The sequence below is a fragment of the Actinosynnema sp. NPDC050801 genome, assembly GCF_040673975.1.
GTDB lineage: Bacteria > Actinomycetota > Actinomycetes > Mycobacteriales > Pseudonocardiaceae > Actinosynnema.
Window position 1 is genome coordinate 93,810 of the sequence record NZ_JBFAQZ010000015.1, and the last position, 13,508, is coordinate 107,317.

A 13,508-nucleotide genomic window follows, 5' to 3' on the forward strand; every position below is an offset into this window, starting at 1 on the left:
CGCCACACCGCCCTCCTCCCAGGAGGCCAAGAGATGAGAAGCTCCCTCACCCGACGCGTGATCGGCACGGCCGCGGCCGTGCTGACCATCGCGGCCCTCAACTCCAGCCCGTCGGCCACCGCGGCCGACGCGCCGTACGACGTGCTGGTGTTCTCCAAGACCGCGGGTTTCCGGCACGACTCGATCCCCGCGGGCATCCAGCTGATCCGCGACCTCGGCGCGGCCAACAGCTTCACGGTCACCACCACCGAGGACTCGGCCCACTTCACCGCGGCCAACCTGTCCCGGTACGAGTCGGTGGTGTTCCTCAACACCACCGGGGACGTGCTCAACGCCACGCAGCAGACTGCGTTCGAGTCCTACGTCCGGGGCGGGGGCGGGTACGTCGGCATCCACTCGGCGTCCGACACCGAGTACGACTGGCCGTTCTACGGCGAACTGGTCGGCACCTACTTCACCTCGCACCCCGCCATCCAGCAGGCGACGGTCCGGGTCGAGAACCGGGCGCACCCGGCCACCGCCCACCTGAGCCCGTCCTGGACCCGGACCGACGAGTGGTACAACTTCCGGGGCAGCGTCCGGTCGACGGCCCGGGTCCTGGCGACCCTGGACGAGTCGACCTACAGCGGCGGCTCGATGGGCGCCGACCACCCCCACACCTGGTGCAAGACGGTCCAGAGCGGGCGCTCCTTCTACACCGGCAGCGGCCACACCCAGGCGAGCTACGCTGAGGCCGGCTTCCGCTCGATGGTCCTCGGCGGCATCCGCTACACGGCCAACCGGGCCGATGCCGACTGCCGACCGGAGACCGGCTACACGACCCTGTACAACGGCTCCACCAGCGGCTGGACGCAGGTCGGTCCGGGCGGGTTCACCAACAGCGACAACACGCTGACCTCGTCCGGCGGCATGGGGATGCTCTGGTACAGCGCCAAGGAGTTCCGCTCCTACTCCCTCAAGCTGGACTGGCGGATGCCCGGGGACGACAACTCCGGCGTGGTCGTCGGGTTCCCGGCGGGCAGCAGCGCCGACTCGGCTCTCGCCAACGGCCACGAGGTGCAGATCGACGCCACCGACACCGCGGACAGGACGACCGGCGCGATCTACGGGTTCAAGGGCGCCGACCAGGCCGCCCGCGACGCCGCGCTCAACCCGCCCGGCGAGTGGAACACGTTCGAGGTGCTGGTGGAGGGCGAGCGCCTCCGGGTGTTCCTCAACGGTGCGCTGATCAACGACTTCACCAACACCGACCCGGCCCGGTCCCTGGCATCCGGGCACATCGGCATCCAGAACCACGGCACCGGCGACGACGTGTCGTTCCGCAACATCCGGATCAAGGAGCTGGGCGGTACCGTGCCGCGCACCGGGCCGATCACCGGCGCCTCCGGCAAGTGCGTCGACGTCAGCGGCGGCAGCACGACCGATGGCACGAGGTTGCAGTTGTGGTCGTGCAACGGTGGCGTGAACCAGCGCTGGACGGTCAACGGGACCACCTTGCGCGCGCTGGACAAGTGCATGGACGTGGCGGGCACCGCCAACGCGGCCGCGGTCCGGCTGTGGACCTGCAACGGCAGCGGTGGCCAGAACTGGACTGCGAACGCCAACGGTTCGCTGGTGAACCCGCAGTCGGGCAAGTGCCTGGACGCCAACGGCGGTGGTTCCGCCGACGGCACGCAGTTGATCATCTGGACCTGCCACGGTGGCACCAACCAGCGGTGGACCCTGCCGTGAACCGAAGGGGTGTTCGATGAAACTCAGCGTTGAAGCCTTCGCCTCCCCGCAGACACGACGCAGACGACCCGTGACGACCGTCGTGGCGGCGGTGCTCCTCGCCGCCGGCACGATGACCGCGGTGACCGCGCTGCCCGCGTCGGCGGCCACGGTCGACCCGACCGCGTGGTACGTGCTGGTGAACCGCAACAGCGGCAAGGCGTTGGACGTGTACGGCCTGTCCACCAGCGACGGCGGCCGCATCGCCCAGTGGACGCGCAACGACGGCGCCAACCAGCAGTGGCAGTTCCTGGACTCCGGCGGTGGTCAGTACCGGCTCAAGTCGCGCCACTCCGGCAAGGTCCTGGACGTGCCGAACTCGTCGACGGCAGACGGCGTCGCGATCCAGCAGTGGACCGACCACGGCGGCACCAACCAGCAGTTCCGGCTGGCCGACTCCGACGGCGGCTTCGTGCGGCTGATCGCCCGGCACAGCAACAAGGCGGTGGAGGTGCAGGGCTCCTCCACCGCGGACGGCGCGAACGCCGTCCAGTACGCCGACACGGGCGGCAACAACCAGCAGTGGCAGCTGGTCAAGGTGGGCAGCGGCGGTGAACCCGGCGGCTCCGGCTGCGGCAAGGCGCCGACGTTGCGCAGCGGCTCGCACACGATCACGAGCAACGGCAAGACCCGCAACTTCGCCCTGCGGGTACCGGACGGCTACGACAACACCCGGCCCTACCGGTTGATCTTCGGCTTCCACTGGCGCGGCGGCACGATGAACGACGTGTCCTCCGGTGGCACCAGCGGTGCGGCGTGGTCGTACTACGGGATGCAGGAGCAGTCGAACAACAGCGCGATCCTGGTGGCTCCCCAGGGCTTCGGCAACGGCTGGGCGAACTCCGGCGGTGAGGACGTCACGTTCGTCGACGACCTGGTCAAGCGGATCGAGAGCGACCTCTGCGTCGACCCGAAGCTGCGGTTCGCGATGGGCTTCAGCTACGGCGGCGGCATGAGCTACTCGCTGGCGTGCTCCCGGGCGACGGTGTTCCGCGCCGTGGTGGTGTACGCGGGTGCGCAGTTGAGCGGCTGCTCCGGCGGCACGCAGCCGATCGCGTACTTCGGGATCCACGGCATCTCGGACAACGTGCTGAACATCTCGCAGGGGCGGTCGCTGCGCGATCGGTTCGTGGCGAACAACGGCTGCGCCGCGCAGAGCCCGCGTGAGCCGGCCGCGGGCAGCCGCACGCACATCACGACCACGTACTCGTGCCGCGCGGGTTACCCCGTGCAGTGGGCCGCGTTCGACGGCGGTCACGGCCCGGGGCCGGTCGACGGCTGCGCGTGCGAGGACGGCGCCCGGACCTGGACCAAGGGCGAGGCCTGGAGGTTCATCTCCCAGTTCTGACCGCAGTCACTGATCGGCACGACACACGGGCGCCTGGGCTCCCCGTCGCGCGATCGACCCGGCCGGTTCGGCCGCCGGTCGCGTGGTGGCGGGGCCCGGGTGCCCGTACCGAGGAGAAGCACCATGCGCAGGAAGTGGCCCGCAGTCGTCCTCGCGGGCGTCTTGGCGACAGCCGGTTGTTCGAGCGACCTGCCCACCGGGGGCCCGGGCGCGACGACGACCTCCGACCAGGCCGCGGCGAAGTCGGAGTTCTTCGACCAGGCGCAGTACGAGCGCCAGTTGAAGTTCCGGTCGACCACCGCCGAGGGGCCGGCGGACAAGCCGTGGGAGCAGATGCTCGACCCGGAGTTGGTCGACACGGCGAGGTTCGCCAAGCCGGGCGGCGATTACCACCTGTGCTTCTCCAACGCCTCGGTCGACAACCCGTGGCGGCAGGTCGGGTTCAAGACGATGAAGGAGGAGGTGAGGCTGCACCCGGAGATCACCAAGTTCACGGTGCTGGACGCGGAGGCCAAGGACGACAAGCAGATCAGTGACATCCAGTCGTTCGCGTCGCAGGGGTGCAGCGCGTTGGTCGTGTCGCCCAACACGACCGCCACGTTGACGCCCGCGATCGAGGCGGCGTGCCGGACGAACGTGCCGGTGATCGTGTTCGACCGGGGTGTCAACTCCACCTGTCCCGTGACGTTCGTCCACCCGATCGGCGGGTTCGCGTTCGGCGCGGACGGCGCGGAGTTCCTGAAGGAGAAGGTGAAGCCGGGCGGCAAGGTGCTGGCCCTGCGCATCCTGCCGGGTGTGGACGTGCTGGAGCAGCGGTGGGCGGCGGCCGACGAGATCTTCGCCGGCAGCGAGCTCGAGGTCGTCGGTGTGGAGTTCACCGACGGTGACGCGGCCAAGACCAAGACCATCGTCAACGACTACATCCAGCGCGAGGGGCAGATCGACGGCGTGTGGATGGACGCGGGTGCGACCGCCGTGGCCGCGGTCGAGGCGTTCCAGGACGCGGGCGTGCCGATCCCGCCGTTCGTCGGCGAGGACCAGCAGGACTTCCTGCGGATCTGGGCCGCGGAGGGGATGACCGCCGTCGCCCCGACCTACCCCACCTTCCAGTGGCGCACGCCGGTCATCGCCGCGCTGCGGGTCCTGGAGGGCGAGCAGGTGCCGAAGGAGTGGGTGCTGCCCCAGCCGACGATCACCGAGGACGACGTCCGGAACTTCATCAAGCAGGACATGCCGCCGCTGCACTACGCCATGTGCGGCTGCGAGTCGATGCCGGGCTACCCCGGCCCGTGGAAGTAGTCGTGGACGGGCGAATCGGCCGCGGCGCGGTACCCGAGTTCGGAGGAGGACGCATGGGGGACGAGCCCACCGGGCTCTGGCTGATCGGCGCACGCGGTTCGGTCGCGACGACAGCGGTGAGCGGGCTGCTGGCCCTGCGCGCGGGACTGACACCCGCCACCGGGTGCGTGACCGAACGGCCCGAGCTGGCCGGTGTCACGCTGCCCGGGTGGTCGGACCTCGTGGTCGGCGGGCACGACATCGCGCAGACCCCGCTGGAGAAGCGGGCCGAGCTGCTGGCGCGGGACGGTGTGCTGCCGCACCACCTCCTGGGCTGTGTCGCGCCGGGCCTGCGCGAAGTGGACCGCGAGATCCGGACGGCGCGCTTCGACGGCGTGCAGACCGACGTCGCCCGGCGCCTGGCCGACGACATCACCGCGTTCCGCGACCGGCACCGGCTGAGGCGCGTGGTCGTGGTCAACGTGTCGTCCACCGAACCGCCCGTGCCGACGCTGCCCGAGCACGCCGAGCTGGCCTGGCTGGAGCGGGCGATGGCCGACCCCGACCGGAAGGTGCTGCCGCCCAGTTCGCTGGCGGCCTACGCGGCGCTCACGGCGGGCTGCCCGTTCGTCGACTTCACCCCGTCGACCGGGATCGCCCTGCCCGCGCTGGACGAGCTCGCCCTGCGGGAAGGGCTGCCCTACGCCGGGCGGGACGGCAAGACCGGTGAGACGCTGCTGCGCACGGTGCTCGCGCCGATGTTCACCGCACGGGCGCTGCGGGTCAGGTCCTGGGCGGGCACCAACCTGCTCGGCGGCGGGGACGGCGCGACGCTGGAGGACCCCGCGCACGCCGACAGCAAGCTGAGGTCCAAGGCCAACGGGCTCGCCGCCCTGCTCGGCGGTGAGGTGACCGCGCCCCTGCACATCGACAACGTGCCGGACCTCGGCGAGACCAAGACCGCCTGGGACCACGTGTCGTTCGAGGGGTTCCTCGGTGCCCGGATGAGCCTGCAGCTCACCTGGACCGGCCTGGACTCCGCACTGGCGGCTCCGCTGGTGCTCGACCTCACCCGGCTCGTCGCCGCGGCCCACGCGGCGGGGGAGAAGGGCGCGTTGGGCGCGTTGGCGTTCTTCTTCAAGGACCCGCTCGGCAGCGAGGAGCACGGCTTCGCCGAGCAGACGCGACAGCTGTACGAGTGGGCCGGAGGACTGGGATGAGGGCGTACCTGGAGCTCGTGCGGGCGCCCGCCGCGCTGACGGCGCTCGGCGACACCCTCGTCGGCGCGGACGCCCCGTTGCGGGGCAGGCGACTGCTGCTGCCCCTGGCGTCCGCGGCGCTGTACTGGGCGGGCATGGCGCTCAACGACTGGGCGGACCGCGACCTGGACGCGGTGGAACGGCCGGAGCGACCCATCCCGTCGGGGAGGATCAGCCCGGACGCCGCCCTGGCCACCGCCATCGGCTTGACCGGTGCCGGCATCGGGCTCGCGGCCGCGGCCGGGCGCAACGCGGTGCCGCTCGCGGCGGCGGTGTGGGCCTACGACACGGTCCTGAAGAACACGCCCGCCGGCCCGGTCGCGATGGCCGCGTGCCGGGGGCTCGACGTGCTGCTGGGAGGCAGGGTCGCGGTGCCCGCCGCGCTGATGGCCCTGCACACGTTCGGCGTGACGGCGCTGTCGCGCGGCGAGGTGCACGGCACGTCGCCCGCCGTGGCCAAGGCGGTCGTGGGCGGCACGGCGCTGACGGCGTTGACCGCACTGGTCGCCACCCGCGGTCGGTACACCGCGGTCGCGGCGGCCGCGGCCTTCGCCGCGTCGGTCGGACGTGCGCAGTGGGCGGTGGTGCGCGACCCGTCGGCCGAACGCGTGCGCCTGGCGACCAAGGCCGGCATCCACGGCATGGTGCTGCTGCAGTCCGCGCTCGCCCGGCACGGATCGGCCGTCGTGCTGGTCCTGCCGCTGGCCCGGGCGCTGAGCCGGAAGGTGAGCCCGACATGACGTTCCAGCTCGGTTACGGCACCAACGGGTTCGCCAACCACCGCCTGGACGACGCGCTGGCGATCATCGCCGACCTCGGGTACACGGCGGTCGCGCTCACGCTGGACCACCACCACCTCGACCCGTTCGCCGACGACGTCGCCGCGCGAACGCAACGGCTCGGGGCGCGCCTCTCGGCACTGGGCCTGCGCGTCGTCGTGGAGACCGGGGCGCGCTACCTGCTCGACCCGCGCCGCAAGCACCACCCGACGCTGGTGAGCGAGGACCAGGAGGTCCGGGTCGACTTCCTGCGGCGCGCCAAGTGGATCGCGGCCGACCTCGGCGCGGACTGCGTGTCGTTCTGGTCGGGCGTCGGCTCCAAGGACAGCTGGGAACACCTGAAGTCCGGTGTCGCCGCGGCGCTGGAAGCCGGGCCGGCGGTGCCGCTCGCGCTGGAGCCGGAGCCCTGCATGGTGGTGGAGCGACTGGACCAGGCGCTGCGGCTGCGCGAGGAGCTCGGGAACCCGGAGCTGCTCGGCATCACCGTGGACGTGGGGCACTGCGTGGCCGTGGAGTGGCAGGACGCGGCGGCGTGCCTGCGACAGGCGGGCGGGCTGCTGATGAACGTGCAGCTGGACGACATGGTGCCCGGCGTACACGAACACCTGGAGTTCGGGGAGGGGCGGCTGGACCTGCCCGACACCCTCGGGGCGCTGATCGACATCGGCTACACCGGTGTCGCGGCCGTGGAGCTGCCCCGGCACAGCCACGCCGCACCCGTGGTGGCCGATCGGGCGTTCGAAGCGCTGCGCACGGCGAACTGGCTGGCCGGCGCCGAACAGGCGCTGCGAGCGGATCCGTCCTGCATCCAGACCCTCTTCCCCGTCGTGGGCCGAGCGGTGCCCTCCGGTGTGCGCGAGGCCCGGACGCGGCTGCTCGTCACGTACGTCGACACCTCCGAGGACGCGGCCGAAGGCCTCACCGCGCTCTACCGGCACGGCACGTCGGCCGAACGCCTCGGGGTGCTGCGAGGGCTCGCCGAGGTCGGCGGTCGCGTGCCGCAGACCGGGGTCGACCTGGTCAAGGACGCGCTGCGCAGCAACGAGACCGGGCTGGTCGCGGCGGCCATGGGCGCCTTCGCCGCTCAGCACCTCGACGAGCACACGTGGCGGCACGGCGTGCTGAAGTGCCTGTTCATGAACATCCCGTTGAGCGTGGTGAGCGACCTCGACCGGCGTGCGGACGACGAGCTGCGGCGCATGGTGTCCGCGTTCGCCGACGAACGCCGCGCCGCCGGCCGCCCGGTGCCCGCGGACGCTCTCGACCTGCTAGGGAAGGCGTCCTGATGCGCATCTTCGACCCGCACGTCCACATGACGTCGCGCACCACCGACGACTACGAGGCCATGCACGCGGCCGGGGTGCGGGCGCTGGTGGAACCGGCGTTCTGGCTCGGGCAACCGCGGACCAGCGTGGGGTCGTTCCTCGACTACTTCGACGGTCTGATCGGGTGGGAGCGGTTCCGCGCGGCGCAGTTCGGCATCGCCCACCACTGCGCGATCGCGCTGAACCCGAAGGAGGCCAACGACCCGCGGTGCACCGGCGTGCTGGAGCACCTGCCGCGCTACCTGGTCAAGGACGGGGTCGTCGCGGTCGGGGAGGTCGGGTACGACTCGATGACGCCGGAGGAGGACCACGCGTTCGCCCGTCAGCTGGAGCTGGCCGTCGAACACGACCTCCCGGTCCTCGTGCACACCCCGCACCGGGACAAGCTGGCCGGTACGCTGCGGACCCTGGACGTGGTCCGGGAGTCCGGCATCGCACCGGAACGGGTGGTGGTCGACCACCTCAACGAGACGACCGTGCGCGCCGTCGCGGACTCGGGGTGCTGGATGGGGTTCTCCATCTACCCGGACACCAAGATGGACGAGGCGCGGATGGTGGCGCTGCTGGCCGAGCACGGCACCGACCGGGTGCTGGTGAACTCCGCCGCCGACTGGGGTCGTTCGGACCCGCTGAAGACCAGGTCGACCGGTCTGGCGATGCTCGCGGCCGGGTTCGACGAGGACGCGGTCGACACCGTGCTGTGGCGCAACCCGGTGGAGTTCTACGGCCGGAGCGGACGGCTCGTGCTCGACCCGGCCACCTCGGCCGCGACCGGCGCGGCGACCGACAGCGCGACCGGGAACTCGGTCCTGAGGGGTGAACGCCGGTGATCGCGTACTGCACGAACGTCCACCCGGCCGACGACCTGCCCGGCCTCCTCGACCAGCTCGACCGCCACGCGGTCGGCGTGCGGGCGCGACTCGGCGCGGACACCCTGCCGCTGGGGCTGTGGCTGCCCGCGTCGGTCGCGCGCGGCCTGGCCGAGGACGGCTCCGCGCGGCGCGCGCTGCGCGCCGAGCTCGACGCCCGGGGGCTGACCGTCAGCACGCTCAACGCGTTCCCGTACGGCGACTTCCACGGCGAGGTGGTCAAGCACGCCGTGTACCACCCCACCTGGGCCGATCCGCGCCGCCTCGCCTACACGGCCGACTGCGCCACCGTGCTCGCGGACCTCCTGCCCGACTCCGCCTCGTACGGCAGCATCTCGACGTTGCCGCTGGCGTGGCGCGAACCGTGGGGCGTCCGGGACGACGACGCCGCCGAGGCCGCGCTGACCGGGCTGACCGGGCGGTTGCGGGGGAGTGGCGACCGGCCGATCAGGCTGGCGGTCGAACCCGAACCCGGCTGCGTGCTGGACACCGTCGCGGACGCCGTCGCGTGGCTGGCCGGCCGCGTCGACCCCGAGTACGTCGGCATCTGCCTGGACACGTGCCACCTCGCGGTGTCGTTCGCCGACCCCGCGGAGACGGTCGCGACGATCCGCGCGGCCGGGCTGTCGATCGTCAAGGTGCAGGCCTCCGCCGCCCTGGAGGTCGCCGAACCCGGCGGTGAGGAGGGCCGGCGCGCCGTCGCCGCCTACGCCGAACCCCGCTACCTGCACCAGGTCCGGGAGAACACCCCCGACGGCGTGCTGGCCGCGGACGACCTGCCGGACGCTTTCGCGACCCTGCCCGCGCGGTACCCGTGGCGGGTGCACTTCCACATGCCGCTGCACGTCCAGCCCGCACCGCTGCGCTCGACCACCGACGTGCTGGTGGCCGCCATGGCGGCGGTGGAGCCCGGCACCCACGTCGAGGTGGAGACCTACACGTGGAACGTGCTCGCGGACGCGGGCGACCTGACCGACGGGATCGCCGCGGAGCTGCGGTGGGCCCGGGAACACCTCACGACGGGGGTATCGGCGTGAAACCACTGGTGGTCGTCGACGTGGTCGGCATGACGCCCGCGCTGCTGCGGCACATGCCCAACCTCGCCGGTCTCGGCTGGCAGGCCGAGTTGGGCACGGTGCTGCCCGCCGTCACGTGCAGCGCGCAGGCGACCCTGCTCACCGGGCTCACGCCCGCCCGGCACGGCATCGTCGGCAACGGGTGGTACTTCCGCGACCTCGGCGAGATCCACCTGTGGCGCCAGCACAACCGGCTCGTCGGCGGCGAGAAGCTGTGGGAGACCGCGCGGCGCGTCCACCCCGGCTACACCGCCGCCAACGTCTGCTGGTGGTACGCGATGGGCGCGACCACCGACATCACCGTCACGCCGCGGCCGATCTACCACGCGGACGGCCGCAAGTCGCCCGACTGCTACGTCCGCCCACCCGAGCTGCACGACCGGCTCACCGGGGCCCTGGGCGAGTTCCCGCTGTTCCAGTACTGGGGACCGACCGCCTCGCTGGCCTCCAGCGAGTGGATCGTCGGTGCGGCCCTGAAGGTCCTCGCCGACCACCGACCCGACCTGCTGCTGGTCTACGTGCCGCACCTGGACTACGACCTGCAGCGGTTCGGGCCCTCCTCGCCGCAGGCGATCAAGGCCGCGGCCGACGTGGACAGGGCGCTCAAGCCGCTCCTGGACTCCGACGCGACGATCGTCGCGCTGTCGGAGTACGGGATCACCGAGGCGCGCAGGCCGGTCGACGTCAACCGGGCGCTGCGGGCGGCCGGCCTGCTGGAGGTCTACGAGCAGGCGGGCATGGAGTACCTGGACCCGTGGACGTCCCGCGCGTTCGCCGTGGCCGACCACCAGGTCGCGCACGTCTACGTCGCCGATCCCGCCGACCTGGCCAAGACCCGCGCCGTGCTCGACGACCTGCCCGGCGTGGACGTGGTGCACGACCGGGACGCGCAGGCGAAGGTGGGACTCGACCACGAGCGTTCCGGCGAGCTGATCGCGGTCGCCGAGCCGGACGCCTGGTTCACCTACTACTACTGGACCGACGACGACCGGGCACCCGACTTCGCCCGCGGCGTGGACATCCACCGCAAACCCGGCTACGACCCCGCCGAACTGTTCTTCGACCCGGCCGACCGGCTGGCCAAGGCCAAGGCGGGCGCGAACCTGGTGCGCAAGAAGCTCGGCCTGCGGTACACGATGAACGTGGTGCCGCTGGACCCGTCGTGCGTGCGCGGCACGCACGGCAGGCTCCCGGACGTCGCCGCCGACGGCCCGGTGCTGCTGTGCTCCGACCCGGTCGTGCCGCGATCGGTCGAGCGGGACGGGCGGCTCGCCGCCACGGACGTGCGCGACTTCCTGTTGGGGCTCCAGGGGATCAGCGCGCCGCCCGCGGGGCGGTGAACCCGCCCGGCGGGTCCGCTCATCGAGGTGGTGCCACGGAATCCCGGTGGCGGACCGGCATCGGGACGCGGTGGGTGCTGCCGCGGCGGACGCGGTCCAGGTCCGGGTGGTCGATGTCGGCGAAGAGGAGGTCGACGGCCTTGGCGCCGAGGTCGTGGTGCGGGAGGGCGACGGTGGTGAGGGCGGGGCGCAGCCACGAGGCGATGGGGTGGTCGTCGAAGGAGACGACGGAGACGTCGTCGGGCACGCTGACGCCCGCGTCCTGCAGCGCCTGGTAGGCGCCGAGCGCGAGCCGGTCGTCGAGGCAGATCAACGCGCGGGGTCTGGTCTTGCCCAACAGGTCCCGGGTCGCCTCGAAGCCGTACTTCGGCAGCCACCAGCGGCACGGGTGTCCGCTCTCCACCTCGACCCCCACCTCGCCGAGCTCCTTGCGGATGCCGGTGAGCCGGTCGAACGCCGCGGTCCGGCCCGGGGGCACGTCGTCACCCGACGGGCCGACGCCGATGAGGTGGATGCCCTCGCGGTGGCCGGCGTCGAGGAGCACGCGGGCGGCGGCGCGGCCAGCCTGTACCTCGTCCGGCAGCACGGAGACCAGTGGTGACGGTTCCCGGGGCAGCAGGTTGAGCAACACCGCGGGTCCGGTGGCGAGCTCGGCCGGGATGCTGATCGTCCTGGTGTGCACCGAGGCGAGGACGATCCCGTCGACGTGGTAGTCGTGCATCGTCTCGATCAACGTGCGCTGGAAGCCGGCATCGCCCTCGGTCTCACCGAACAGCAGCGTCACACCGTGCCGGCGGGCCGCGCCGAGCGCACCCTTGATCATGTGGCCGGCGAGCCGCGAGCTGGCGACCGAATCGGACACGAAGGCGATCGTCTGCGTCCTCGGCCCGCGTTCCCCGAGCGAGACCCGGTGCCGGCGGTACTCCAACTCCGTGGCCGCTTCGCGGACCCTGCGCTGCATCTCCTCGGAGATCCGCAGGTCGCGGCCACGTCCCGACAGGACCAGGGACACGGTGGTCTGGGAGACGCCGACCACCTTGGCCACGTCGGCCAACGTCACCCGTCGTGCGCCCAACGTGGACCTCCCGTTCTCCGTGTCCGGCCGCCGGTGCACGACGACCCGGTTCATGCACAACAAGGGACGGGGCCGTTCGGACGGAGAATCGACCCCCGGGGGAACTTTCGCGGGGCCGGTGAGGCGACGCGCGACGGCTGTTCGTCAGCCGCCCGTCAGCCGGGGCCGCCGGTTCGGGGCGCGCAGGGTGCGCGGCCGTTCGGCCGTTGTGGCATGAGCTGCTCCACTACGTCGTGGTGCTCGTGGGGGCGTGGCGCTCGCGGACCGGAGTCCGACGAGCAGAACCTCCGGCCGATGAGTCTGACTTATCGAGCGGCGGTGCTAGCTACTCATGACAGCCTGTGTGCGGCCGTGTCGTCAAGGGTAGCGGGCCCGCAAATTTCGGGAGCAGCACTGTTCGTCCCGGTCCTGCGGTCGGTCTTGCCCGAAGCTGATCGACCTTGCCCGAAGCTGATCGACCGGTGATCGAGTAAGTATTACTCATCGTTCCCTGACGGGCCGCAGATCGGTATGCTGACCGCAACCGTCGGCCGTGCGCATGGCGACGACTCAGCGAAGTGGCTGTGCGAGGGGGTGGTGTGGCCGAGTGTCCGCCTAGCGCTCCAGGCGACTCGGGTCTCCGTTGTCGGTGCGGCGCACCAACCACGCTTCGGTGATGTGGGTGTGCATGGCGTCGGCGGCGCCCGCCGGGTCGTGCGCCGCGATCCGCTCGTAGATCCGGCGATGTCCCAGGTTGGACGCCACGCACAACGCCCGCTCGCTCCGGCCCATGTAGCGAGCGGTGTTGATGACCTGGCTCTCCAGGGAGCGCACGACACCCCGGGCGATCCGGTTGCCCGACGCCTGCATGATCGTGTCGTGGAAGACGCGGTCCTGCTCGCGGTAGGCGATGGGGTCGTCGACGAGTTGGTCCATCCGGTCCACGAGGGCGCGTAGCCGGTCGATCGTGTCCTGGTCGGCCGCGCGGGCGGCGACCTGGGCCATGTCCGATTCGAGGAGTCTCCGGGTGATCACGAGATCGTCGAGCACGGCCAGCGTCTCGTCTTCGGCGATGGTGGCCGCCAGGACGAGTTCGTCCAGCATGTTCCACATCGCGGGCGGGGTGACCATGGTGCCGGCGCCTTGGCGCACCTGGACCAAACCCTTCTCCTGCAGGATCTTCACCGCTTCGCGGATGACCGTCCGGCTGACCGAGAAGGTCGCGCCGAGGGCGGGCTCGGGCGGCAGGGACGTCCCCGAGGGGTGGACGCCCCTGACGATGCGCCCCACGAGTTCCTCGGTCACCGCCTTGGCCAGGTTGGTCGGTCGCCGCGCCCACCCGGGAGGTGCGGGTGCGTCTTCGGCCGGTCGCCTGCCCGCTGCGGTCATCTTTCCTCCGGTTGCGCCCTG

The 13,508-nt window shown here is 71.8% G+C and carries 11 protein-coding genes; 9 read left to right on the forward strand and 2 right to left on the reverse strand.

Going from position 1 to position 13,508, the window contains the following annotated elements; genetic code table 11:
- Window positions 1-33: 33 nt before the first annotated feature.
- The 9 genes from AB0K14_RS28725 to AB0K14_RS28765 all read left to right on the forward strand — a co-directional run bounded on the left by AB0K14_RS28725 (window position 34) and on the right by AB0K14_RS28765 (window position 11,044).
- On the forward strand, window positions 34-1,731 hold the full coding sequence (locus AB0K14_RS28725; protein ID WP_360466061.1) for a ThuA domain-containing protein: 1,698 nt from the start codon (window positions 34-36) through the stop codon (window positions 1,729-1,731).
- 112 nt (window positions 1,732-1,843) lie between these two features.
- The gene (locus AB0K14_RS28730; protein ID WP_360466079.1) at window positions 1,844-3,118 is read left to right on the forward strand and encodes an RICIN domain-containing protein; all 1,275 of its coding nucleotides are present in this window, start codon (window positions 1,844-1,846) and stop codon (window positions 3,116-3,118) included.
- A 123-nt stretch (window positions 3,119-3,241) separates the two neighbouring features.
- Window positions 3,242-4,417 (forward strand): substrate-binding domain-containing protein, encoded by a 1,176-nt coding sequence (locus AB0K14_RS28735; RefSeq protein ID WP_364339253.1) that lies wholly within the window; start codon window positions 3,242-3,244, stop codon window positions 4,415-4,417.
- A 53-nt stretch (window positions 4,418-4,470) separates the two neighbouring features.
- Window positions 4,471-5,616: an inositol-3-phosphate synthase gene (locus tag AB0K14_RS28740; protein WP_360466389.1), complete on the forward strand. Its 1,146-nt coding sequence runs from the start codon at window positions 4,471-4,473 to the stop codon at window positions 5,614-5,616.
- On the forward strand, window positions 5,613-6,395 hold the full coding sequence (locus AB0K14_RS28745) for an SCO3242 family prenyltransferase (protein WP_360466386.1): 783 nt from the start codon (window positions 5,613-5,615) through the stop codon (window positions 6,393-6,395). The genes AB0K14_RS28740 and AB0K14_RS28745 overlap by 4 nt, the downstream gene beginning before the upstream one ends.
- Window positions 6,392-7,720 (forward strand): EboA domain-containing protein, encoded by a 1,329-nt coding sequence (locus AB0K14_RS28750; RefSeq protein WP_360466383.1) that lies wholly within the window; start codon window positions 6,392-6,394, stop codon window positions 7,718-7,720. Before AB0K14_RS28745 ends, AB0K14_RS28750 begins: the two co-directional genes overlap by 4 nt.
- Window positions 7,720-8,589 (forward strand): TatD family hydrolase, encoded by an 870-nt coding sequence (locus tag AB0K14_RS28755; protein ID WP_360466380.1) that lies wholly within the window; start codon window positions 7,720-7,722, stop codon window positions 8,587-8,589. Before AB0K14_RS28750 ends, AB0K14_RS28755 begins: the two co-directional genes overlap by 1 nt.
- A complete protein-coding gene (gene eboE / locus AB0K14_RS28760) occupies window positions 8,586-9,665 on the forward strand; it encodes a metabolite traffic protein EboE (protein ID WP_360466377.1) in 1,080 nt (359 codons plus the stop codon). Before AB0K14_RS28755 ends, eboE begins: the two co-directional genes overlap by 4 nt.
- Complete coding sequence (locus AB0K14_RS28765; protein ID WP_360466374.1) at window positions 9,662-11,044, forward strand: nucleotide pyrophosphatase/phosphodiesterase family protein; 1,383 nt, start codon at window positions 9,662-9,664, stop codon at window positions 11,042-11,044. Before eboE ends, AB0K14_RS28765 begins: the two co-directional genes overlap by 4 nt.
- Before the next feature lie 19 nt (window positions 11,045-11,063).
- Here the strand turns inward: AB0K14_RS28765 and AB0K14_RS28770 are convergent, their stop codons facing one another.
- Together AB0K14_RS28770 and AB0K14_RS28775 are read right to left on the reverse strand one after the other, a co-directional pair.
- A complete protein-coding gene (locus AB0K14_RS28770; protein WP_360466371.1) occupies window positions 11,064-12,173 on the reverse strand; it encodes a LacI family DNA-binding transcriptional regulator in 1,110 nt (369 codons plus the stop codon).
- 540 nt (window positions 12,174-12,713) lie between these two features.
- Window positions 12,714-13,487, reverse strand: a complete 774-nt coding sequence (locus AB0K14_RS28775) for a FadR/GntR family transcriptional regulator (protein WP_360466369.1) — start codon at window positions 13,485-13,487, stop codon at window positions 12,714-12,716.
- Between the last annotated feature and the right edge of the window lie 21 nt (window positions 13,488-13,508).

Coding starts and splice junctions, on each gene's coding strand:
- AB0K14_RS28725 (WP_360466061.1), top strand. CDS start 34: ATGAGAAGCTCCCTCACCCGACGCGTGATCGGCACGGCCGCGGCCGTG.
- AB0K14_RS28730 (WP_360466079.1), top strand. CDS start 1,844: ATGACCGCGGTGACCGCGCTGCCCGCGTCGGCGGCCACGGTCGACCCG.
- AB0K14_RS28735 (WP_364339253.1), top strand. CDS start 3,242: ATGCGCAGGAAGTGGCCCGCAGTCGTCCTCGCGGGCGTCTTGGCGACA.
- AB0K14_RS28740 (WP_360466389.1), top strand. CDS start 4,471: ATGGGGGACGAGCCCACCGGGCTCTGGCTGATCGGCGCACGCGGTTCG.
- AB0K14_RS28745 (WP_360466386.1), top strand. CDS start 5,613: ATGAGGGCGTACCTGGAGCTCGTGCGGGCGCCCGCCGCGCTGACGGCG.
- AB0K14_RS28750 (WP_360466383.1), top strand. CDS start 6,392: ATGACGTTCCAGCTCGGTTACGGCACCAACGGGTTCGCCAACCACCGC.
- AB0K14_RS28755 (WP_360466380.1), top strand. CDS start 7,720: ATGCGCATCTTCGACCCGCACGTCCACATGACGTCGCGCACCACCGAC.
- AB0K14_RS28770 (WP_360466371.1), bottom strand. CDS start 12,173: ATGAACCGGGTCGTCGTGCACCGGCGGCCGGACACGGAGAACGGGAGG.
- AB0K14_RS28775 (WP_360466369.1), bottom strand. CDS start 13,487: ATGACCGCAGCGGGCAGGCGACCGGCCGAAGACGCACCCGCACCTCCC.